This is a genomic window from bacterium, assembly GCA_013360215.1.
Classification (GTDB): Bacteria; CLD3; CLD3; order SB21; family SB21; genus JABWCP01.
Genome location: JABWCP010000035.1, coordinates 1 through 22053, shown reverse-complemented (window position 1 = coordinate 22053; position 22053 = coordinate 1). Strand labels below are relative to the sequence as shown.

Below are 22053 nucleotides of genomic sequence, written 5' to 3'. Positions count from 1 at the left end.
ACGAAGAAACCCGGGAGTAATTATGAGTAATCCTGTCAACGTAATTAAAAACCTGAAAGAAAAATTCATCCTCGTAACAAAAGAATTTAATGCCCCATTACCTAATGTCTGGCGCGCCTTTTCAGAGAAAGAATTATTGGATCAGTGGTGGGGACCTTCTCCATGGAGAGCCGAAACCAAAACAATGCTTTTTAAACCCGGAGGGTATTGGCTGTATGCCATGGTAGGCCCCGACAATCAGAAGCATTGGGGGCGCATGAATTATATTTCGATTGATCTTCACCACTTCATTGACATGGAAGACTTTTTTTGCGATGAAAATGGTAATTTGAATGGCGAACTTCCCATTTCAAAAGGAAGAATCGCTTTCACTAAAACGGAAAGCGGAACCAAAGTCGAGTTCAAAACCACCTATGCCTCCGAAGCGGACATTCATAAACTGGTTGAAATGGGCTTCGAACAAGGTATTACTCTGTGCCTCGAACAATTAACTCAATTAATGAATAAGAAAAACCTATGAGACGCGATGTATTTCAGGCTATTGCCGACCCGACCCGAAGAGCCATCATCGGCCTCATCGCGCTGCAAGCGATGACACCCAATGCTATTGCGGAAAATTTTAATTCGACACGCCAGGCCGTTTCCAAACACCTGCGGATATTAACCGAATGCGAACTGGTAAAACAAGAATACAAAGGAAGAGAAATTTTCTACTCTTTGGAAATCGAAAAAATGAAAGAAATTGACGATTGGCTGGAACAATATCGAAAAATATGGGAAAGCCGGTTTAGTCAACTTGATAATCTACTCTCAACCATGAAAAGGAAAAGAAAATGAATAATTTGCAATTTGACTTTAAGGTTGACAAATCAACCAAAACTGTATTCGTGGAAAAAGAATTTGATGCTGAGCTTTCACTTGTTTGGGACGCCTTTACAAAGAAAGAAATTCTTGACCAATGGTGGGCGCCGAAACCTTACGCTTCAAAAACAAAGTATATGAACTTCAAAGTAGGAGGGCGCCGATTTTATGCTATGGTAAGCCCGGAAGGACAAGAAAACTGGCATATTCAGGATTATACTTCCATTAGCCCCAAAACCAATTTCAAGTTTTTCAGTGTTTTTGCAGATAAAGATGAAAACTCTTTTTTGCCGGGCTCAAATTGGAATTTGAATTTCAGCGAAAATAAAGAAACAACCAAAGTCAGCATTACAATTCAAAACGATTCGCTCGAACGCATGGAACAAATGATAGAGATGGGCTTCAAAGAAGGTTTCACTATGACATTAAACGAATTATCAAACTTATTATCAAATTTAAAAAAATAACGTATATGAAAAAGCATGGACTTAAAATTGGGATTGCTTTATTAATTGTTAATACCCTGAGTTGCGGAAATCCGCAACCGAATTCAAGTCCTATAAGTAAAATTGATTCCGCTGATAACAAAATTTTAACAAGCGAACACTCTATGAAAACACAAAAAATAACACCTTGCCTTTGGGTTGATAAAGACGCAAAAGCCGTTGTCGATTATTACCTTTCCATTTTCAAAGACGGCAAAATGAAAGACTATCGGCAATATAAGAATCCGCCGCAAGAAAATGTGCCAGGCGGGCAAGACGGTTTCGAAACTGCGATTATGGAAATTGGTGATATAGAATTTAGTATTTTAGCCGCAGGCCCATACTTTAAGTTTAACGAATCGGTTTCATTCGTTATCAATTGCAAAGACCAAGCCGAAGTAGATTATTATTGGAATGCGTTGACTACCAACGGCGGAGAAGAAGGATCTTGCGGCTGGTGCAAAGACAAATACGGTTTATCGTGGCAGGTAGTACCCGTGGAATATTTTGATCTTATTAACAGCGAAGATCCTAAAATAAGAGAAAAGGCAATGAGAAATACATTTAAACAGAAAAAACTTATTTTGTCAGAACTTAAATAATAATAAATCAGATCATGCACACGAAAAAACTGAGTATTTTATCAATTTCGTTTTTGCATGCAAATCCGGCATCTGTACCCACGCTAAAGGCTTAGCTGATAAGTCTCATTTACACATCCACGGCAATACACGTTAACGTTTGTTCGACACCCGGTATCGGTTGTATTGCCGTCGCGGTAATAGCGCCAAGTCGTGCGATGTCCTGCGATTCCACGGCAGCCACGGCATCATACGGACCAAAGGTCATATGCGCTTCCATCACGCCTTCGATTCGGCGAAGCTGACGTACTACATCTTTGACTTCGCCGGATTTTATTTTGATGAGAACATACGCTTTCATACATACTCCTTACGATTTGAATGGGTAGCATCACGATAAGCGCGATGGTTCCCTTTAAGCCAACCGATTTACTTATCTTTATTACGTAAAAAAACCGACCAATACACCGCCGCAACTAAAACAGCTCCCCCGATCACATTGCCGATCGTCACCGGTATGAGGTTATTCGTAATAAAATTCGGCCAATTGAGATTGTACATGCCCGGCATTTTATCCGAAATGCTTGCGACATAGGACGGATCGAATGTTTGAATCAAAAGCACATAGGGAACAAAATACATATTAGCGATGCTGTGTTCAAAACCCGCTGCGACAAAAGCCGTAACCGGAAAAATAATGGCCGCAATTTTATCCATCGTACTGCGCGCGCTATAAGTGAGCCACACCGCAAGGCAGACCAGCGCGTTGCACAAAATGCCCAATACCATCGCTTGCCAAAATTCCAAACTGCATTTCCCGGCGGCGATTTTAAAAGCCGATAGACCGATGCTGTTGGAACCAAAGGTATATTGGCGGCTCCACAACATGAGAACGGCCGTACCCAATGCGCCGATAAGGTTTCCCGCATATACGATCACCCAATTGCGCAACAGTGCGTACGACGTCACTTTGCGGCTGGCCCACGCCATGACGATGAGATTGTTTCCGGTAAAAAGTTCAGCCCCGCCAACGACAACCAGAATCAGGCCGAGACAAAAAACAAACCCGGCCAATAACCGTGTGACGCCGTAAGGCAGTCCGGTACTAAGCGAAGTCGCTCCGTCCGGCGCCGTGATTGCCACACCACCGGCAGAGACTGTCGTTGCAAAGATCGCCCCCAACGAAATAAACGCCCCGGCCATGATGGCCAAGGTAAACATTTTTAAAGCCGGCATTTCAGCTTTTCGTACACCGAGATATTCGGCGCGTGTAGCCATCTCCGCCGGCAACAAAGCATCAATGTGAATTTCACTCATAGATATTTCTCCACTGTAAAATGTAATAAACCCCGTCGGTATGCGGACAAACATACCGCAACTTACCGCGACTAAAAAACGCGACGGTGCAGCAACGCACGTATTTTTTAATAGCGTCGCTAGATAGGGGTGACGGCTGATCGGGAAATATTTGAATAACGCGCTGCATAGCAGGCTTGTGGTCTTTTAAAGAAGCACTTCAATTTAATACAATCGGAGGAATAAAACTAACAGAGATTTTACAAAAAAATATTCGCTTAGGCCGCCATAAATCAGACGGCTATTTCGCGGGGCTCCACCGGCGGCACCATTAAAACTTCTTCCCGTTCAAGCACAACCATACCGGGTTTGGCGCCTTTGGGTTTGCGAAGATATTTTCGTTCCGTGTACGCGACCGGCACCAGCGATGACGTTTTGGCTTTGCTGAAAAACGCAGCAATCTGAGCGGCGGCTTCGATTGCACGTTGGCCCGGATTATCCGAGCGTCCGTCGCGTTTGAGTACGACATGCGAACCCGCCACGCCCCGCGCGTGAAACCATAAGTCATCTTTTTTTGCGAAACGAAACGTCAGTGCGTCGTTTTTAATATCATTCTGTCCGACAAAAACCCGCCAGTTGCCATGCACCCGAAATTCGCGAAAAACGGGCATTTCCTGATCCGCGGCGCGCGTCGGTTTGGAGGATTCTGTTTTTTTGATCCAACCGTTACGTACAAATTCATCGTATTTTTTTTCTAACGCTTTTCGATCTATCGCATGCGCATCGGCAAATTGCGCTTCGATTTGCCGTAAAGTATCATTTTCTTTCCCGATCGTAAGGATGCGTTCGGCGATTTTCACCACAGACTGTTTGAGTTTTTTGGATTGCGCAAAGTATTTTTCAACATTGGCTTGCGGCGATAAAATCGGATCGAGCTTTATTTCGATTTCATTTTGCGCCTCATCATACACATCGGTAACGACTATTTTATCCATTCCCCGATGCACGTCACGCAAATGAATATTCAAAAGATGCGCTTTTTGTTCGTACGCCGCAAACGTCGCAGCCTTTTCGGCATCTTCTTGCAGCGCCATGATCAAATGTTCGTTTTTCTTAATCCGCTGGCGGCTCGCGCGAAGCAGATCTTCTCGTTTTTTCTGAAGACGTTCAGCAAAGAAGCGCAACTGGACATAGGCTAAGAACGCATCATTAACTGACGTAAATAATTCTTCTTTCCAATGCGGGTTTCGCCCCAGGTGATGCGTCAGCGGCAACAATGAAAAATACTTCAAATCGCCATGGTCGGTATAAATACGCGGCGCACCGTCATAGATCGCATTGATAAAGTTTCGCCATGCTTCGCGTGCCGTTGTTATATCGCTTAATGATGCAGCGTGCAAAAACTCAAGCGTCAGAATTTTATTCAAATGTCCAAATCCGCCGGATAACGCTTCACGGAAAAGCGCCACACTTTCAAACACATCCACGGCATCCTGCGTGTACCGCCGCATATCTGCCCCACCCGGCTCTATTTTCATGGACGATTCGTGCACCGCGCGCTCATTTTTAAACGATCCGGTTATTACACCCGATGCATCCGTCGCCCACACATTCGCCGATCCATAGAATTGTGCTACCAAACGACAACCATTTTCAAAGGATAGAATCACCCGTCGGTCGGTATTGTCCATGACAATGTCGCGGATGTGAAGACCAATCATCATTGGAAAAAGATCCATCGAATTTTTGTTTTTGCGCGAATAACTAGAACGCCAAACGATATACGGTTGACGGTCGCAGTATATTTCCAAAACCAATGACTGACGGGAAGGTGTAACCAATCCGATCTGTAAAAGATTTTTTTGCTGACAAAAAATCTCCATGATACGCGCGGATACCAATACGGAGCGTGCTTCCATGACCCAACGTGCGATGCTGTGGTGATTGCTGATCATGGGAATTTACTATTTGCCTTTCGGAGTCTGTTTCTTAAATTGCCCGACAAATTACAACCTCTTGCCTTAGAAGACAACGCCTTTATGTTATCCTCGTTTTTATCCCGTTTTACTTTTCCGTTACTTTTTATTTTTGCCGCCGCGATCGAATTTTGCATGGTTCGCATTTCGGGCATCACTTCATTACGCAATGACTTCGAGTCGCTTTATTGGCATTTCGGCATCGCATTCGGAATTTACCTGCTGACGGTGTTGTATGTGCGCTTTTATTGGGGTAAAACTTTTTTTTCACCGGAGTGGATTATTGGAACGGCGATCGTGTTTCGATTGACATTGCTATTTTCCGATCCGGTTTTGTCGGACGATATATACCGCTATATTTGGGACGGCCGTGTATCTAATCACGCCGTTAACCCTTACGCTTATGCGCCGGAGTCGGGAAATCTGTATGGCATTCGCGATAGTGTGATTTACCCCCAAATCAATCATAAAGAATTACAAACCATTTATCCTCCGGCGGCACAGGTTTTATTTCGCATTACATCCTGGATATCCGAGTCCGTTCTTGCAATGAAGCTGATGGTTCTGTTGTTTGATATCGGCATTATTTTTCTCATCATGGCGTTGCTCCGTCACTTCGAGTTACCGTTGGGTTGGATCGCGGTATATGCATGGAATCCTCTGGCGATCATTGAATTTTCAGGCAACGGGCACATGGACGCCATCGGTATATTTTTTATGCTCCTTGCGTTTTGGTTTTCCCTGCGTGAAAAAACGATTTTATCCGCTCTGCCGTTAGCTTTGTCCTTCTGCACCAAATATCTCACACTGCCCTTGCTCCCATTTATGGAAGATATACGTTCGCGGTGGAAAAATGTATTAGCCATAACGGCGATCTTTGCAGGTACGGTATTATTATTATATACTGGTTATTCAGATGTGGATGCGATTAAGTTTGGTTCGCTTAAGATTTTTTCTGAAACATGGGAATTCAATGCATCGTTATACACCGTCGTGGAAAATTTTTTTAAAACACGCTTGGATTCATCCCTCACGACAGCCTGGGGTATTTCTACGGACAACCCCGCACGGCTTGCGGCGCGCCTAACGATAGGAATAAGCCTCACTTTATTTATTATGATATTGTACGGGATCAATTTTACCAAATCGTATGCGGTACAGACAAAACGCCGTATATATTATGCGTTTTTGATCATCGCTGCCATCCTCATAGTGAGTCCGACCGTACATCCATGGTACGTGATTTGGATTATTCCTTTTTTATGTTTTTATCCCAATCCGGCCTGGGTGCTTTTTACCGGTTTGGTATTTATGTCGTACGATACATTGGTCGGCTCGTTATTTGGCGCACATTGGTATGAACGACCTGAAATCAAACTCTGGCAATACATTCCGTTTTACGCCGTCATGATCATCCATTTCACATGGTATCTGATTCGTAAATTTCAATCGCATCCCGGGGAGCCTGTGGCATGAGAACGTTATCCGTTAAAGATTGGATTATCATCATAGCCGGTGTTATCGGCTTAGTTGTCTTTATACTACTTTATCCCAAAGTCTATCCGGAATCGGCCATGCGCGGCATGATCAGTGAAGAAGCCGCCATAGCCAAGTCACAGCAGTGGATGAGCAGCGGATGGGCCAAAGCACCGCGCTCTATGGATTCGCTCACTTTGCGTGCCAGTATCCGAGTTAACCAAAAACAACTCGAATACCTTCAGGAAAAATTCGGTCTGGAACAAGCCAACAAACACCTGCGCAACAAATCATTGGTGTATACCCGACAGTTGGAATGGTTACGTATTGATGAAGTTAATATCCAATTCGGCGGACGTACCGAAGGGAACTCTTCTGCAAAAACCGAACGCGTCTTGATCGAACTTGATCGCCTGGGGAATATCGTCGGCTATCGTTATACCAAAGCAAAACAGGATACTTCACCCGTAACGGATTTGGAAACCACGCATCCATCCTTAGCCGCAACCGAAGGATTTGACCTGGACAGTGCACGGCGCATGGCACGCGAATTTTTGCGTCAATGGGCGGGGCGCTCACCGGATGATTTCAGAGAATCCGATGTGCAAGGTTCGATCACGGGGAAAAAACCGGTGATGGAGTTTGTTTTTACCGGCATTGCTCCGACGGATGAAGTATACGAACGCGTGAAGCTTCGCATTGAAAATTACCGTATTGCTAATTTTGAACGCGAATGGCTTTATCCAGCCGGGTTTATTGATCCGGAAAATCGATGGGAACGTGAAACGACCAACACGCTGGGCATGATCTTTTTTATTTTATTCTCCCTTATGGTCGTTGTGTTATTCTTTCGTCAGTTCAAACGCGGCGCCATTGATTTTAAAGTCGGAAGTTTTTTTGGTATTCTCAGTGCCGTCAGCTTTGCATTGATGATCGGCGTACAGCTACTAGCCTCCGGTTTTTGGACACTTTCCTTTGTCGTGTTAATTGCCGGCGGTTGGTACTTTATCATGACGACAGGTATTATTGCCGTGACCGCTTCGGAAGTATATCGCTTTTGGCCTGAAAGTTATCGTACTTTCGAAGCTATTCGTCGCGGTAAAATAATCAATCGTCGCTGGGGCCGCAGTTTAACACTCGGTATGGCATGGACAGGCATTACGATTGGCGCTATCACACTTATTCTGTATTTTATGCCAGGCACTTCGTTTCTACTTAACACCAAAAGTACGGACAAATACGACGGATACGGGGCCTTGTTTTTGATCGGCGCTTCGATATGGACCGTTCTCATACACCATCATTTGTTTTACCTGCTTCCGCTGTCCGCTCTTCGCAAGCGCTGGAAAAACCCGGCCGCCGTCATCGGCATAGCTGCATTGGTCGGCATTTTGCAGCCATACATTTTTGATACCGTTTCACCGTGGGAACCGCGTCTTCTTGTCGGTTTATTGATAGGGATCATTTACGGTACGATTTTATTATATTACGATTTTCTGACGTTGTCCGTATCAGCTAGCCTGGCCTACCTTATTTCCGAATCCGGTTTTTTGTATTACACATCGGACATTCCTGGCATGGTGATCGTCGGCGTCTATTTATGTTCGTTTCTGACACTCGCGCTCATCGCGCTGTGGAGCCGTGACAGTGGCGACGATACGCTGGACTATGTCCCGGAATACGTCAAAGAAATGGAATCCAAGCAGCGCATGAATCGCGAATTTGAAATCGCACGAACGATTCAGACCAAACTGCTCGCGCGCACCGTACCGGTCAACGATCGCTGCGATATAGCTTGTCTATGCGAACCCGCCCATGAAGTCGGCGGAGACTATTATGATTTTGTAGCGTTTGACGATAAAAATAAACTTGGCGTGGTCATCGGGGATGTCGCCGGCAAAGGCGTTTCGGCCGCTTTTTATATGACATTGGTCAAAGGCATTTTGCAAACACAAGCGCCGATCACCAGTCATTCGGCGCGTGAAACTTTAGAACGGGTCAATCATATTTTTTGCACGCAGGTAGAGCGCGGCCGTTTTATCAGTATGGTGTATGGTATTTTTGATTTCTCCAAAAACACTGTCACGATCGCGCGCGCCGGTCATAACCCCGTGTATCGTTTACGCAACGGTGCTTCGCAGATGGATTCGCTCGTACCGGACGGCATGGCTATCGGCTTGACGCAAAACGATACGTTTGCAGAAAAGCTCAAAGAAACCACGATAGCTTTTTCCTCCGGCGATGTCTTCGTATTTTTTACGGATGGTTTCTCTGAGGCCATGAACAAACATGGTGAAGAATTCGGCGAGGCACGACTTCAACAAACGTTACTCAACGTATCAGGCCAAAATTCGTCTGCCATGATTGATGCGCTGCAAAAGGAGATTCGTAGTTTTGTGGGACAGCATCCGCAGCATGACGATATGACCATGATCGTGATTCGTATCGTGTGATCATGTATCGTTTTTTTATTAGCCCTTACCTGTCATCGTATTTAGCCTTTGTATTTTGGGCTACCGTATATGCGTTGAGCTCGGTTGTCAGTGTGGCTATCGTTATGCCGTTCGTCAATCTCGTTTTCAGTCCGCATACTCCCCTTACACCGCTTATTTCTTTTCCCGTCATAGATCGCACCACCGCTTTATGGATATTATGCGGGGCGACTTTTGCTGTTTTTTTAATAAAAAACTTCGCCTACATCGCATTCCAATCCATCGGCGCACGGTTACAACAAAAACTTATCACAGCGCTTCGCGAATTTCGAATACATGAACTGCTGCGCATGCCTTACGGCGCATTTCTCGCAGAAAATCACGGCGCGATGCATCACCGCCTGATCACCACATCTGAAACTATGGTACGCGCATGGATGCAATGGATTTTTTCTCTTTGCCAGCATTTTCCTTTACTTGTACTCTATTCCGTAGTGCTTTTTATACTCAGCTGGAAGATCACCTTATTGAGCCTTGTATTGATTCCGGGTATTACGTTATTGCAACATCGCTTGCAAAAATACACAGCACGATGGACGCTTTTTTTACACGAGCGCGAATCCGAAATCCAGTCGGATGTCTGGCATAAGCTGCAAGCTTTCAAATTGATTCGACTATTTCACAGCGCCGTGTACGAAGCGAAACGTTTTTCATCACTGGAACACCGTCGGAGCGATGCGGCAACCCGTCGTGATCGGTTGCAAGCGATCGTACTGGCCGCGGTAGAAATGGCCGGTGTGGGCGTGGGTGTAACGCTCCTTTTGACGATTGGCTCATGGACGATGGAAGGCGAATTTATGTATGGTCCCGGCGGTTTTGTATTATTTATCGCCGCCGCGTTCTCGATCATTGATCCGGCGCGGCATATCGCACGCGGGCGTATGTTTTTATCCGAAGCCCGTACGTTGTGGGACGAATACAAAAACAAACCGATTACGCCGTCCGAAGAAACATCACCGACGAAAGATAACACTTCTTTCACGAACGCACTTTGTTTGGAAGAAACTTGTTTTGCACATCGCACCACCGCGATTTTAAATAAAGTGAATATAACTATTCGGAGGGGCGAGTGCATTGTCATCACAGGCAAAACCGGCGCCGGTAAAAGCACTATTTTGGATTTGATCATCGGTTTGTACGCGCCACAACGCGGCCGCATCACGCTTGACGGTATCCCTGTAACACAAATTTCGCACGCTACACGTGCAAAACTTTTCGGGCTCATGACACAAGAACCGCTGATCATGCATGCAACGGTAAGAGACAATGTCGTGTACGATCAAATTCATGTCAGCGATGAACAAGTGATCGAAGCGCTCATGCATGTTCAACTGCACGCATGGATTAAAACATTACCTGACGGTTTGGATACCATCATCGGAGAAAAAGGATGGACCATGTCCGGCGGTGAACGTCAGCGGCTTGCTTTGGCACGCATTGTTTTGCGTAAACCGGAAATTTTACTTTTGGATGAAGCCACATCGGCTTTGGATGAGGCGACTGAAAAAGCACTTCTCGAAACGATGACCCGTTTATTTTCAGATAAAACGCGAATCATCGTCTCCCACCGCCCGGCCGTGCGCCAGTGGGCAGATCGGATGTTTGAACTGGATGAGGGACAATTGATTGAAATTTCTAAAAAGACGATTTGAATTGTTCACGCAAGTCCTGAAGACGCAACGCTACGGCACCGCGTGTTTCGAGACCGATTTCGTCTAGCTGCAGATACTGATCGTAATCCAGCGCCCACTGATCTTTGACGGTAAAAAGAATTTCCATACAGCGATTGATCGAACGTAATGCGCGTTTGGTCAATACGATTTGACCGCCCATCGTCCACGGTTGGTATCCCATCACATGGCCGCCGGAAAGTTTGGTGCAAACATTGAGTATATTGGAAGTAAAACTTTCTGAGACTTTTTCCATTCGCAATTCATCCGGCAGATCTTTTAGCCAACGGTATGCAAACCGCGCGAAATCACGCGCTAACCGGTACGCCTGAATATCAGACACCGTTCGCAATTTCGCTTCAAGAAAATGACCGCTGCTTTGCACCGGCAGTTTCATCAAAGCACATTCCGGTTCTAAAAAATAATGCACGTAAAAAGATTTATGATTTTCCGGATGGATATGCTTGAACGCTTCCCGTACGTAATGAAGTGCCATAGCGTTTTCGACCATGACATCACGATCCTGATGATTCCAGTACCGTTCGTAGTACTTGATAACCTGAAGCCCGTCTTTGTCTGTTTCCTGAATAAAATGTTCCCAGCGTTCTTCTGTCCAAAACGGAGAGGTTTCGCGGGTAGCCGGAACATCATCGGATAAGCGGGAATCGTTTTTCCAGTTTTCGTGTGCTTTTTTCCAAGGTTCTTCTTCATCACCTTCCCGTTCGCGCCAACCTTCTTTGTCATCGCGGTCAAATGTACCCATACATCACCTCGTTTTAGAGTTGTTGCGTAGCGTATGTTCGGCCAGCAAAAGCGCGGCTATGGTTTTCATATCATCTATTTCTCCGGACCATACTTTTTGCAATGCATCGCCGAGCGGCATACGAAACCGTTCGATAAATTCGTCGTCATCATGTGCGGACTCCGCCGGTGTGAGATCTTCGGCGATATACAAGATCATTCGCTCATCGCTGTATCCGATGCAGGGATAAAACGAGCCGACGCGCGTCCAGTGCGAAGCCGACCATCCTGTTTCTTCGATCAGTTCGCGCTGCGCTGCCACCAGCGGATCTTCCGGTCCGTCTAATTTACCGGCCGGCAACTCCCAAAATATTTTTTTCGGTGGAAATCGAAATTGACGAATAAGCATGGTATCACCGTTTTCAAACAACGGCAACATGATCACCGCGCCGGGGTGGCGAATATATTCGCGAATGCCTGTTTTGCCGTCGGGCAACTTTACGACATCGCGCCAGGCCTTGAGCAGATGGCCGTCCACGAGTTTTTCACTCGACAATGAAGATTCTTCAAGATGGGAATAACGCGTCGTCACGGTGGATACTTTCATGAACAAACGGTTATGAAATAAATTGCGTTTAGGCGATCGAGCGTCCGAGTACAGAACTGATTTGTCGCAATTGGCGAACCAATGCGGCGTATTCATCAGGCAGTACGGCTTGCGGACCGTCCGATAAGGCATGTTCAGGATGATGGTGCACCTCGATCATGAGGCCGTCCGCACCGGCGGCGACGGCCGCTTTGGCTACCGGTTGTACCAGCGAACGTTTGCCGGTGGCATGACTCGGATCGGCTATCACCGGAAGATGCGTCCACGACTTAAGCACGGGAATCGCAGCAATATCCATCGTATTGCGTGTGGACGTTTCAAACGTACGAATTCCGCGTTCACACAATACTACGTTATAATTACCGTTGGCTAAAATGTATTCGGCCGACATCATATATTCTTCCAGATGCGACATCATGCCGCGTTTGAGCAATACAGGCTTATTAGTTTTGCCGACTTCTTGCAGAAGTGAATAATTAAGCGAATTGCGTGCGCCGATCTGCAGCATATCGGCATATTTAGCGACAAGTTCGACCTGATTGGGCGTCACCACTTCAGTCACAATCGGCATACCGGTTTTTTCGCGCGCCAAAGCAAGCAATTCGAGACCGCGTTCACCTAATCCTTGGAAGCTGTATGGCGAAGTGCGAGGCTTAAACGCCCCTCCGCGCAAAATGTGCGCCCCGGCTTCTTTGACGGCCTGCGCTATTTCTAAAATTTGCTGCTCGCTTTCGACGCCGCAGGGACCGGCGATAAGTACGACGTCCGAACCGCCGAATGTAACCTGTCCTACACGTACCAGCGTATTTTCTTTTTTCCACTCACGGCTGGCCAATTTGTACGGTTTAGATGTCGCAAATATTTTTTCAACCCCTTGTAAGGTTTGAATTTTTTCACTCACGATACCGCGATCATCGCCGACAACACCGACGACGGTTTTTTCTTCCGCTTTGCTGACATGCGCCGTGCAACCGCTCTCTTCGATAATATGCAGGACGGTCGAAATATCCGAAACCGATGCATCGCGATGCATCACTACAATCATCATAAATAAAATCACCTTTCGATTGCCACAATCTATGCAAAAAAAATACACCGATCAAGAATGGGCGAACAACGGTCGTACTGAGTCAAACGTCGATTTTCCGCCGGTCAGGAAACCGTACGGTTCCGACACGGATTCGCGTGAAGTCACCGCAATGAGGGCGTCGGCTTTCCCGGTTTCGATCGTGCCGATCACATTATCAAGACTTAGGGCTTTGGCGCCGTTGAACGTAGCGATACGAACTATTTCTTCTGGTTTCACAGAGGCATGCTGTTTTTGCAAAGCATGCATTTCGTTCCACACATCCAGATCATCATTACTTGCCAAACTGTCCGTGCCGATGCATACATTGATTCCCGCATCGAGATATTTTCTGATCGGCGCCGTTCCGCCGACATTGATTTTTACATTGCTTCGCGGGCATGTGCATACCGAGATGTGATATTGTTTCATCAGTTGAATATCTTCATCATCCGTGTGCACTACATGCACAGCCAGCATACCCGGCATCAGCATACCCAAAGCGTGGGCGTATTTTACAGGTGTGGTTTTGGGCGCTTCCCACGTATCATCCCACCGCCCGAGTTTTTCGATCATTTCCCGCATCGGACCCTCGCCGGTTCGTATAAAGACCACCTCATCGTGCGATTCTGCCAAATGCATCGTTGTCAGACGGCCGCTACGATTGAATGCGCGAATTTCGGAAAATAGTGCGCGTGATACTGAGTATGGCGCATGCGGGGCCAACGCATGACGCACGCGTTCTGTGCCGGGCTGCCATGCTTTACGGGAAAATTCGGTAAATTTTTCCTGTGCTACAGCCGACTGAAACCCCGTTGCTTCGTGAAAGATAACAGCCCACATCGTGGAGTTTTCTAAAAGCGGTTGTGAAATATCGGAATTATTGGCGATATCGCCTACAGCCACAGTGCCGTTTTGGATCATACTTTGTACAGCTAGCGATGCTGCATCCCGAATAGCTTCAGTTGTATAAGTAAAACGTCCCGTGATAGCACGGTACACCCATTCAGCAAAAGGAAGTCCATCAGGAATGGCGTCTTTCATCATTGACAGTTCGATGTGGGTGTGCGAATTGACCAAACCCGGCATGATTACCGTATTTGTCATCCGTTCGACTTCGATGGAAGGAAATTTATCTTGAAGTGTAGAAGCTTCACCTACGGCGATTATTTTTCCTTGATCTGTAACAACGCCGCCATAGCGAATCGGTGGGGACACCACGGGTAAGACCCAGTCAGACAAAAATAAACGCATAAAACGCCGATCTCCGTTTTTCTCTCAAAATGTAGAATCTACTACATCTCATGATTCTTTGATACAAAATAAAAAACCGCCCGGCTCTGTGCGAACCGAAGCGGTTAATCGAAAAAATATGAAATCCAAATCAGATCGGCGTTATCGAAAAGCTATCCAAATTGAGCGTAAAACTGTATCCGCCAAATTCTAATATCGCCGTGTTATCACCATCAAAAGTGATTTTAGCTTCGATGTAGTAATTAAGAGCTTCCGGATCACCTTCTACCCCATCTCCTTCAAAATTCGATTTGATTGTAAAACTAACCGAACCGCTTTGCGGATACGAATCGGTCGGGGATGCGGCGATCGAATTGTATTTATATTTGTGAACGTATTCGTATGAATACGAATACAATTCGTACGCATAAGCCATCTTCCAAGACAAATTATTTGAGCCATTGATAATCAGATTACCGGTTTCGGCATTAAATTCATCAATATTGGTTAGCGTTATATCTTGATCCGTCGAAAGTTCTAGCATATTACCGGATGTGCCGGACTCTAAGTCCACATCATATTTATACTCCATTTTATCCGTAGTTTCGGTCGGTTGACCATTGGCGTCGCGAGGAGAGTATCTTATTTTCCACTCATAACTTTCATTATAGCCTTCGCCGCTATATTGATTTGCATCAGACCACCAACCGGTTGACGCGTCATATGCCCACGTCATGGCACGGTTCGTTTTTTTCTTTTTTTCGGTTTTAACCGCACCCACACTCACACCGCCTGTATAATCAATCGCATCACCCACGCTATGATAAGCATCTTGCATGTTATATTGATTGTTGGAAAAAGCCGTCATGGCTTCTTCCTGGGTTGCAAATTTTTCAGGTTTGAGTTCATCATCACCTCCGCACGAGGTCATGAACGTACTCATGGCTACTACCAAAAATCGCATTACTTTTTTCATAATTACCTCCCTTGTTTTTATGGCTATATGGGCAAGGTACGATAAGAGTTGCCTGAAGCCAATAAAAATCTACATAAAAAAACCGCCCGGCTCTATGACGAACCGAAGCGGTTTGGTTGTAATCCAATAAGAAAGGGGAAATTTATGCCGGTGTTACTTCATTGGTATCCAAATTAAGAATAAAAGAAAAACCGCCGAATTCGAGCAGCGCCGTATTGTCTCCGTCGAACGTTATCTTTCCGGCGACATAATAATTCAATGCATCACCACCTTCTTCACCTATCTCACCTTCAAACTTGGAACGAATGGTGAAACTGACCGAACCGCCTTCAGGATAGTCACCATCGGGTGATATCTCTAGAGACTTATAGGTATATTTATGACTATAATCATACGTGTAATCATACGTGAGGTACGAATAATCCCAAACATAACTGATTGCATTCGTACCATTTAATACAAGATTTCCGGTCGCTGCACGATACGCATTGACGCCCGTCAACGTCATATCGGCACCCAGATCCATGTCATATGAATAATATGTGTTTGCCCCGTTATAAAGATAATCGTATTTATATTCCATTTTTGAAGTTTCATCCGTCGAATACCCATTAGCATCGCGTGGTGTAAAACGAATGTTCCATGTGTAATCATAATTATACCCGCCGGATGAATTGGTATACTCGTCCGTCCACCAACCCGTAGATGCGTCGTACGTATAAGTCATTGCACGGTTAAGTTTCTTGGAATTATACGCGGAACGTTTGTCTAATCCAAAACCTGAAGCCGCATCAATTGCTCCTTCCGCGGCATCCAAAGCCAGCAACATATTCGATTTATTTGCATTCAGAGCCGTGAGGGCTTCTTCCTGCGTTCCGAATTCTTCCGGTTTGGCGGCATCATCACCACCACATGAAGTCAACGCAACCAACACCAAAATACAAGCCCCTGTCATTAGATGTTTCATAAAATCCTCCCATTGATTTTAATGATTACTTATGATCGAAATTTACCTTACGGCTTTACGTTTGTCTATGATATCCAACATACTTTTCAAAAAATCCGCGCGGCCATTAGAACCGCGCGGTCCTCACGCACGAGCAACTTTTTAAAGCTGCAGTACGAATACTTGATCACATCTTGAGTGCGCTTTGTAAAACGCGCTGAATATCGCCGGATTTACCATTCATAAGCACATAGTCAATCTCAAGGCTGGCGAAAAGTTTAGTCGCCGTATCCCAGTTGGATGCCGTTATCGCTTCATACCCTTCCCGAACCAATACCTGGCGTATAGCTGATAATTCATCAATGTCTTGATTAAAAATGAGAACCTTTTTTTTCACTATGAAATCCCTGATAATGGTATTGTAGGTTTATCAATTGCTGTGCCAAAAATTAACATTAAAAAAATCAACCTCACGCTGTCATAAATCGTAAAATGTGTTACAATAATACGACAGACCGAAATGTGTAAATGGTCGCAAAAATGCTACGCGATTTCAGAAATGGGGCTTGGGAAGGGAAAGAGAGAGCTATAACAGAGCTATTCTGAGTCGGATATGCCCAGTTGATTGAGCATACGAAAAAAGTGGGTGCGGTTGATGCCAAGCATTTCAGCGGCTTTGGATTTATTGTTGTTACTTTTCCGCAGTGCGCGTAACACGAACCATCGCCGAAAATCCGTTTCCGCGTCTTCGAGCGACAAATCTTTGTCTACCTTATATCCGCTTTCCGTTTTGGAAACAATCTCCGGAGGTAAATCCTGCACTTCGATCTGCGCGCCGGACGAAAGAATGATCGCACGTTGAATGACATTTTCCAATTCACGGATATTGCCGTGCCATGCGTAGTTTTCTAAAATATCCATCGCATCTTCGCTGACCGACTGAATCCGTTGTTCGCCGTATTTCTGAACAAAAAAACTAACCAGAAGATGAATATCTTCCTTCCGTTCTCGTAACGCCGGTAATTCGATCTCTACGACTTTGAGACGGTAATATAAATCTTCACGAAATTTACCTTCCCGCACCATCTGCTGGAGGTTTTTATTGCTGGCCGATATAATGCGCAGGTCGATTTTGCGCGTTTCCGTACTGCCAAGACGTTCGAGTTCTTTGGTTTGCAGAACACGTAAAATTTTGGCCTGAAGGTTCATAGACAACTCGGCTACTTCATCCAAAAACAAGGTTCCGCGATGCGCCGCTTCAAATTTTCCAATTTTGGTTTTGACGGCACCGGTAAATGCACCCGATTCGTATCCGAATAATTCCGATTCGAGAAGTTCCGAAGGAATCGCACCACAATTGATAGCTATGAATTTATGTTCGTACCGGTCGCTGTTAAAATGAATGGCACGGGCGATCAATTCTTTACCCGTACCGCTCTCGCCTTGGATCAAAACAGTAACCTCAGAAGATGCTACCTTACCGGCCAATTCAAGTACTTTGACCAACCGTTCGCTTTTGCCGATGATTTCTGAAAAATTATATTTTTCTCGCAACGATTGTAAGCGATTGCGATCACGGCGTTCGTATTCGGTATGAACATGCTGTTGTTCCTTGAGTTCATTAACCCGAAAAGCAATCTGCCGGGAAAATGCCATCAGAAAAGCCAAGTCGTTATCCGAAAAACCTTTGGTTTCTTCCCGCCGGTCAAGATAGACCACACCGAGTAATTTTTTCCTGAAAATGATCGGCACCGACATCACGGCACGAAGCCCGAGGCGCACAAAACTACCTTGTTTCATGATGCTCTCGGATAGTGTATCGTCGTCCACCTTGATCGGTTGTAACGCATCCAATGTTTTTTGAATTACGCTGGTGCTCACTTCGGCGGCCGGGTCGTCTATATTTTGTCCGTCAAAATTTTTACTGACAAAGTATTCGCGTTCTCCGTGCTCATCCACCAAAATCAGAAAACCACGTTCCGCGCGAAGATGATAGGTCATCTGATCCATCGCAAATGTGATCAGTCCCTGCAATTCGCCTTGCGTCGTCATCGCGATGCCGGAATTATACAACGCTTTGAATTGTTCTTTTTCGGCGGATATTTCAGCGCACTGGGATTCTATTTTTTTGATGTCCGCGCCGACCGACGCCGACTGGGCGTTTATCGCACGGGTACGCGACATAAACGCTTTAAAAAGATCATTGAGTGCGGATTCGGCGGCGGGAAGGTTTTTTTGCGTGATCGCGCCGTTGACTTTATTAAATCCCTGCGATAGCTCTTTGAACGTTTCGTCTATTTTGACCTGCAAATCCTGCAGGCTTTCATAAATTTTGATCATATACCCGTGAGGAACCGTAAGTGTTATGATTTTAATTTAAAAGAAATAGCCCGCTTCGCAAGGGATTTTGAAAATTTTAATCTTCATTGATTTATTGAAATAAGCAATTGGTATACATGTGTTTTTTTGTTGACAAAAGAGCAACATGACATTACATTCTTTATTACATATATATATGTTTTATAAGCTCTAAGTTTCTCAACTTATACAAACAGAATGAAACTAAATTTATACCTGTCAGCAAGTATCATAAACGCGCCTATAAATTCTCATTTTAAATCAAAGTTGGATGAGAAACGAATATCACTGATTCTTCCTCAAGAATTCACCTTTCCAGATATACCCCATTCTCAGTTTCCCAAGAAAATTTATGAACAATGTATTAGTGAAATGGAGAACTCCGACGCAGGTATTATCCTATTAGATGCCTTTGGAATCGATTGCGCAAGTGAAGCAGGTTGGTATGCAGCTAGAAACAAACCATTGATTGGAATTGTTCAGGCAAATTGTCGTTTTTTCCAAAACTGGATGGTTAAAGGTAATTTAAATGGATTACTTTGTTTAGATAAAGCAATCTATGATGCAGCACTAAGGGATACCATGCTTACTACAATTCCTATACTATTTACGAATGATTCTCATGATTTGACTGATAAAATTTTTGAGATCTACGATAAAATTATTCAAAAATCTTTTCTTACACAATCTCTTAACCTCAATCCATTATCATGGAGGACTTATGAAAAAAAATAATTTATCCGATCTTCTTAATTGCGCTGTTTCCGATGATAAATTTCGTACTCTTCTATTGTCTCACCCTGAAAAAGCTGCCCATAAAAAAGGGGTGAAAATAACAACGCAACAAGCCGAACTATTTAAGACTATGACCCAAAGCTCTTTTTTACTTTTTGCAAGTAATTTTGGTGTGCTAGAACTTTTGGATTCTGCTGGTGGTGTAGGATGCTAATAGCTATAATATGGGCAATAAATGCATCGGACTAGATATCGGCAACAGCAAAATCAAGGTTTTTATTTATGATTGTGAGTCCCGACAAATAAAGTGGTGCACTTGCAATATTGATCATACAGGGTTTACAAAATATGATCGGTCGTCTAATTTCGAACGATATATTCGAAATCTACTGATTGATAACATAGGAGTCGGCTACCAAAAAAAGATATGTAGTTTAGTCGCAGGAATAAGCTCAGGCTATTCGTATCAGACATTTTCAGAAGGCGTTAAACATACAGCGTCAGTTTTAAAAGCTCTTTTGCCTAAGACTAACACGTATCTTTTTACACAAGATACATCAGTTGTTCTAACTTCCAGAATCAGTTCTCTATCCGACGATAGTCTTCAGAATTTCTTCTTCACAAATTCGGTCGGTACCGCTCATTTGGCAAAACGCCTAACCCCTCCCTTTTTCAGCGGTCTCGTGTTAGATATGGGCGGATCGACCACTGCAGTTTTTCAACTGATTAACGGAAAAATCATCCCCCCCGATTCTAAAGTTTCACAAACTCATTACAAGAGAATTCAATCGGGACGACTGATATGGATTGGCACTCAAACCACTCCTTTGGAGTATCTTCTAAAAGAAGTTAGAATTAAAGGTAATAAATTTCACGTAATTCCAAGAGGTGTTACGTTTCAATCCATTTCCACATTATTGGAACTTCTTTCAACCGAATTAAGCAATCAGTTATCCCTATTTGGAGCTTTAGGTTCCAAAAAAGATGCTATAAGAGCTATAGCGGATACCATAGATATGGATTCCACTTTCTTTTCCACAAAAGAGTGGCAGGATATTGCTAACCAATTTTATGTTGCGGCTATTGATCTACTTAGTGTGGAGATCAGAAAGGCAAAAAAAGGTTTTAGTAAATGCAAACAGGCTATTGTTTTTGGCTTGGGAGGGGAGACACTATGTATGCCGGCATTAATGAAAACAGGCATAAAAAAAGAAAATATCCATATCGCTAAACTCTTAATAAGCGAAGAAATGGCTATTATGAGTTCAGCTTATGGTGCTTGCCACAAAGCCACTGAGCTATTTCTAAAACGAAGATTACCGCCCGTATTATCCCATAATTAACGAAGACAGTAAATGGCTTCTTAAATTTCCATCTCTTGCTTTTAGTCGTAACTTTTTTATAAAAAAATTCTGAATTTGTACCCAATTCGGAGCTTCTTCGATTGAACCTATAATTTTACAACCCAAAGATTCAAGCTTTGTTATATGCGGTTGATATAATTGACGCTCCATTTGTGGGTGCAATATCGGACATATTATAATTTTTTCTTTAGGTGTAAATGCAAATAATCTTGTAACACAACAATTAATTTCGCCGGTAGCACATTGCGCTATTATTCTTGCTGAGGCTGGATATAATATTAACAAATCGGATTGTGATAGTGTAATGTGTAAAGGCAAGTTATTTGAATCAAATTGCACATTTTTAGTATACACTACACCACCGCTAATAGCACGCATCGAAGGAAGTGTAACAAAATTTAATGCCTCCGGCGACAACGCTACATTAACTTGTATGTTATATTCGATTCTTAATGCGTATAGGTACAAGGGTAGAAATGATGTCGCAATAACTCCTCCGCTTGCTATTGTAATTTGTTTTATTTTATCCATTTTTTACGAACTCCTTCAAAAGAAGTAAAATATTATTTCACTCTCAATGTTCCAAGGTTATTCATTAGCATTTGCACATCCCCAAAGCGTTGTTCTGGACTTTTAGCGAGACATATTCGGATAAGTTCCGAGTATGGAGTCTGCACTGCCGCTACCAGTCGTGGCGGGGTCTCGTTGTGAATCGCCAATATCAACTCCATCTCATTATTCGCAATAAAAGGCATCTCTCCATATAGCATCTCATACATGATCACGCCAAAACTATATATATCTGAACGATGATCTACCTCTTTACCAAGGCTCTGCTCCGGACTCATATACGCTAGCGTACCCACAAGTTGATCTCTCGCCGCCGCCGATGTCATACCTTTAATCCGAGCCAACCCAAAATCCATGATCACCAAACTTCCGGCTGAACGCAGTAATACATTCTCCGACTTGAGGTCGCGATGAACAACACCATGCCTGTGAATCTCTTTCAACCCCTCGGCAATATGAAGTGCCATTCGCAGAGTTTCATCCACAGGTAACGCGCCTTTTTCACGAATTAACTGCTTCAATGTCTTGCCTTCCACCATTTCCATCGTGATGAACCGACGCGTTTCGCTCGATCCCGCTCCGTATATTTTCACGACATTCGGATGGTGTATCAATTTACC

Annotated in this window: 23 protein-coding genes; 10 read left to right on the top strand and 13 right to left on the bottom strand. The window is 44.3% G+C overall.

Annotated elements, in window-relative coordinates; translation table 11 throughout:
* The first annotated feature begins 22 nt into the window (after positions 1 to 22).
* The 4 genes from HUU58_14665 (at position 23) to HUU58_14650 (ending at position 1948) form a co-directional block, all read left to right on the top strand.
* A complete protein-coding gene (locus tag HUU58_14665; GenBank protein NUN46917.1) occupies positions 23 to 520 on the top strand; it encodes an SRPBCC domain-containing protein in 498 nt (165 codons plus the stop codon).
* On the top strand, positions 517 to 837 hold the full coding sequence (locus HUU58_14660) for a winged helix-turn-helix transcriptional regulator (protein NUN46916.1): 321 nt from the start codon (positions 517 to 519) through the stop codon (positions 835 to 837). The genes HUU58_14665 and HUU58_14660 overlap by 4 nt, the downstream gene beginning before the upstream one ends.
* On the top strand, positions 834 to 1328 hold the full coding sequence (locus tag HUU58_14655; protein NUN46915.1) for an SRPBCC domain-containing protein: 495 nt from the start codon (positions 834 to 836) through the stop codon (positions 1326 to 1328). Before HUU58_14660 ends, HUU58_14655 begins: the two co-directional genes overlap by 4 nt.
* Positions 1329 to 1471: 143 nt before the next feature.
* On the top strand, positions 1472 to 1948 hold the full coding sequence (locus HUU58_14650; protein NUN46914.1) for a VOC family protein: 477 nt from the start codon (positions 1472 to 1474) through the stop codon (positions 1946 to 1948).
* Between the two features lie 109 nt (positions 1949 to 2057).
* Here HUU58_14650 and HUU58_14645 read toward each other — a convergent pair whose 3' ends face one another.
* The 3 genes from HUU58_14645 to HUU58_14635 form a co-directional block, all read right to left on the bottom strand.
* Positions 2058 to 2288, bottom strand: coding sequence for an Lrp/AsnC ligand binding domain-containing protein (locus HUU58_14645; GenBank protein ID NUN46913.1), 231 nt, complete (start codon positions 2286 to 2288; stop codon positions 2058 to 2060).
* Between the two features lie 68 nt (positions 2289 to 2356).
* Positions 2357 to 3244, bottom strand: coding sequence for a formate/nitrite transporter family protein (locus HUU58_14640; protein NUN46912.1), 888 nt, complete (start codon positions 3242 to 3244; stop codon positions 2357 to 2359).
* A 272-nt stretch (positions 3245 to 3516) separates the two neighbouring features.
* Positions 3517 to 5178, bottom strand: coding sequence for a fibronectin/fibrinogen-binding protein (locus tag HUU58_14635; protein NUN46911.1), 1662 nt, complete (start codon positions 5176 to 5178; stop codon positions 3517 to 3519).
* A gap of 39 nt (positions 5179 to 5217) precedes the next feature.
* Between HUU58_14635 and HUU58_14630 the strand changes: the two genes are divergently transcribed.
* From HUU58_14630 to HUU58_14620, 3 genes are read left to right on the top strand one after another with little or no spacing between them, the layout of a single operon-like run.
* The gene (locus HUU58_14630) at positions 5218 to 6675 is read left to right on the top strand and encodes a hypothetical protein (protein ID NUN46910.1); all 1458 of its coding nucleotides are present in this window, start codon (positions 5218 to 5220) and stop codon (positions 6673 to 6675) included.
* Positions 6672 to 9128, top strand: coding sequence for a PP2C family protein-serine/threonine phosphatase (locus tag HUU58_14625; GenBank protein NUN46909.1), 2457 nt, complete (start codon positions 6672 to 6674; stop codon positions 9126 to 9128). Before HUU58_14630 ends, HUU58_14625 begins: the two co-directional genes overlap by 4 nt.
* A gap of 2 nt (positions 9129 to 9130) precedes the next feature.
* A complete protein-coding gene (locus HUU58_14620) occupies positions 9131 to 10819 on the top strand; it encodes an ABC transporter ATP-binding protein (protein ID NUN46908.1) in 1689 nt (562 codons plus the stop codon).
* On the opposite strand, the gene HUU58_14615 is transcribed toward HUU58_14620, so the two are convergent.
* From HUU58_14615 to HUU58_14580, 8 genes are all read right to left on the bottom strand, one after another.
* Complete coding sequence (locus HUU58_14615) at positions 10803 to 11600, bottom strand: hypothetical protein (GenBank protein ID NUN46907.1); 798 nt, start codon at positions 11598 to 11600, stop codon at positions 10803 to 10805. The two genes, HUU58_14620 and HUU58_14615, sit on opposite strands and share 17 nt — an antisense overlap.
* A gap of 3 nt (positions 11601 to 11603) precedes the next feature.
* Positions 11604 to 12185: an NUDIX hydrolase gene (locus HUU58_14610; GenBank protein NUN46906.1), complete on the bottom strand. Its 582-nt coding sequence runs from the start codon at positions 12183 to 12185 to the stop codon at positions 11604 to 11606.
* Between the two features lie 28 nt (positions 12186 to 12213).
* Complete coding sequence (aroF, locus tag HUU58_14605) at positions 12214 to 13230, bottom strand: 3-deoxy-7-phosphoheptulonate synthase (protein ID NUN46905.1); 1017 nt, start codon at positions 13228 to 13230, stop codon at positions 12214 to 12216.
* Positions 13231 to 13284: 54 nt separating this feature from the next.
* On the bottom strand, positions 13285 to 14505 hold the full coding sequence (locus HUU58_14600) for an amidohydrolase family protein (protein ID NUN46904.1): 1221 nt from the start codon (positions 14503 to 14505) through the stop codon (positions 13285 to 13287).
* Between the two features lie 130 nt (positions 14506 to 14635).
* The gene (locus HUU58_14595) at positions 14636 to 15460 is read right to left on the bottom strand and encodes a hypothetical protein (GenBank protein NUN46903.1); all 825 of its coding nucleotides are present in this window, start codon (positions 15458 to 15460) and stop codon (positions 14636 to 14638) included.
* 142 nt (positions 15461 to 15602) lie between these two features.
* On the bottom strand, positions 15603 to 16427 hold the full coding sequence (locus HUU58_14590) for a hypothetical protein (protein NUN46902.1): 825 nt from the start codon (positions 16425 to 16427) through the stop codon (positions 15603 to 15605).
* 166 nt (positions 16428 to 16593) lie between these two features.
* Positions 16594 to 16803, bottom strand: a complete 210-nt coding sequence (locus HUU58_14585) for a hypothetical protein (GenBank protein NUN46901.1) — start codon at positions 16801 to 16803, stop codon at positions 16594 to 16596.
* A 200-nt stretch (positions 16804 to 17003) separates the two neighbouring features.
* The gene (locus HUU58_14580) at positions 17004 to 18746 is read right to left on the bottom strand and encodes a sigma-54-dependent Fis family transcriptional regulator (protein ID NUN46900.1); all 1743 of its coding nucleotides are present in this window, start codon (positions 18744 to 18746) and stop codon (positions 17004 to 17006) included.
* A gap of 216 nt (positions 18747 to 18962) precedes the next feature.
* Between HUU58_14580 and HUU58_14575 the strand changes: the two genes are divergently transcribed.
* The 3 genes from HUU58_14575 to HUU58_14565 all read left to right on the top strand — a co-directional run bounded on the left by HUU58_14575 (position 18963) and on the right by HUU58_14565 (position 20842).
* Positions 18963 to 19499 (top strand): nucleoside 2-deoxyribosyltransferase, encoded by a 537-nt coding sequence (locus HUU58_14575; GenBank protein NUN46899.1) that lies wholly within the window; start codon positions 18963 to 18965, stop codon positions 19497 to 19499.
* Entirely contained in the window at positions 19486 to 19713 is a 228-nt protein-coding gene (locus tag HUU58_14570; GenBank protein NUN46898.1) for a hypothetical protein, read from the top strand. Before HUU58_14575 ends, HUU58_14570 begins: the two co-directional genes overlap by 14 nt.
* A gap of 430 nt (positions 19714 to 20143) precedes the next feature.
* Complete coding sequence (locus HUU58_14565; protein ID NUN46897.1) at positions 20144 to 20842, top strand: hypothetical protein; 699 nt, start codon at positions 20144 to 20146, stop codon at positions 20840 to 20842.
* On the opposite strand, the gene HUU58_14560 is transcribed toward HUU58_14565, so the two are convergent.
* Both HUU58_14560 and HUU58_14555 read right to left on the bottom strand, forming a co-directional pair.
* On the bottom strand, positions 20828 to 21394 hold the full coding sequence (locus HUU58_14560) for a hypothetical protein (GenBank protein ID NUN46896.1): 567 nt from the start codon (positions 21392 to 21394) through the stop codon (positions 20828 to 20830). The two genes, HUU58_14565 and HUU58_14560, sit on opposite strands and share 15 nt — an antisense overlap.
* A gap of 32 nt (positions 21395 to 21426) precedes the next feature.
* Positions 21427 to 22053: serine/threonine protein kinase (locus tag HUU58_14555; protein ID NUN46895.1), on the bottom strand; the 627-nt coding region annotated here is incomplete at its 5' end.

Bases quoted from the DNA above. Each gene is read 5' to 3' on its own strand.
- HUU58_14665 (NUN46917.1), top strand. From the start codon at position 23: ATGAGTAATCCTGTCAACGTAATTAAAAACCTGAAAGAAAAATTCATC.
- HUU58_14660 (NUN46916.1), top strand. From the start codon at position 517: ATGAGACGCGATGTATTTCAGGCTATTGCCGACCCGACCCGAAGAGCC.
- HUU58_14655 (NUN46915.1), top strand. From the start codon at position 834: ATGAATAATTTGCAATTTGACTTTAAGGTTGACAAATCAACCAAAACT.
- HUU58_14650 (NUN46914.1), top strand. From the start codon at position 1,472: ATGAAAACACAAAAAATAACACCTTGCCTTTGGGTTGATAAAGACGCA.
- HUU58_14645 (NUN46913.1), bottom strand. From the start codon at position 2,288: ATGAAAGCGTATGTTCTCATCAAAATAAAATCCGGCGAAGTCAAAGAT.
- HUU58_14640 (NUN46912.1), bottom strand. From the start codon at position 3,244: ATGAGTGAAATTCACATTGATGCTTTGTTGCCGGCGGAGATGGCTACA.
- HUU58_14635 (NUN46911.1), bottom strand. From the start codon at position 5,178: ATGATCAGCAATCACCACAGCATCGCACGTTGGGTCATGGAAGCACGC.
- HUU58_14625 (NUN46909.1), top strand. From the start codon at position 6,672: ATGAGAACGTTATCCGTTAAAGATTGGATTATCATCATAGCCGGTGTT.
- HUU58_14620 (NUN46908.1), top strand. From the start codon at position 9,131: ATGTATCGTTTTTTTATTAGCCCTTACCTGTCATCGTATTTAGCCTTT.
- HUU58_14615 (NUN46907.1), bottom strand. From the start codon at position 11,600: ATGGGTACATTTGACCGCGATGACAAAGAAGGTTGGCGCGAACGGGAA.
- HUU58_14610 (NUN46906.1), bottom strand. From the start codon at position 12,185: ATGAAAGTATCCACCGTGACGACGCGTTATTCCCATCTTGAAGAATCT.
- aroF (NUN46905.1), bottom strand. From the start codon at position 13,230: ATGATTGTAGTGATGCATCGCGATGCATCGGTTTCGGATATTTCGACC.
- HUU58_14600 (NUN46904.1), bottom strand. From the start codon at position 14,505: ATGCGTTTATTTTTGTCTGACTGGGTCTTACCCGTGGTGTCCCCACCG.
- HUU58_14595 (NUN46903.1), bottom strand. From the start codon at position 15,460: ATGAAAAAAGTAATGCGATTTTTGGTAGTAGCCATGAGTACGTTCATG.
- HUU58_14590 (NUN46902.1), bottom strand. From the start codon at position 16,427: ATGAAACATCTAATGACAGGGGCTTGTATTTTGGTGTTGGTTGCGTTG.
- HUU58_14580 (NUN46900.1), bottom strand. From the start codon at position 18,746: ATGATCAAAATTTATGAAAGCCTGCAGGATTTGCAGGTCAAAATAGAC.
- HUU58_14575 (NUN46899.1), top strand. From the start codon at position 18,963: ATGAAACTAAATTTATACCTGTCAGCAAGTATCATAAACGCGCCTATA.
- HUU58_14570 (NUN46898.1), top strand. From the start codon at position 19,486: ATGAAAAAAAATAATTTATCCGATCTTCTTAATTGCGCTGTTTCCGAT.
- HUU58_14560 (NUN46896.1), bottom strand. From the start codon at position 21,394: ATGGATAAAATAAAACAAATTACAATAGCAAGCGGAGGAGTTATTGCG.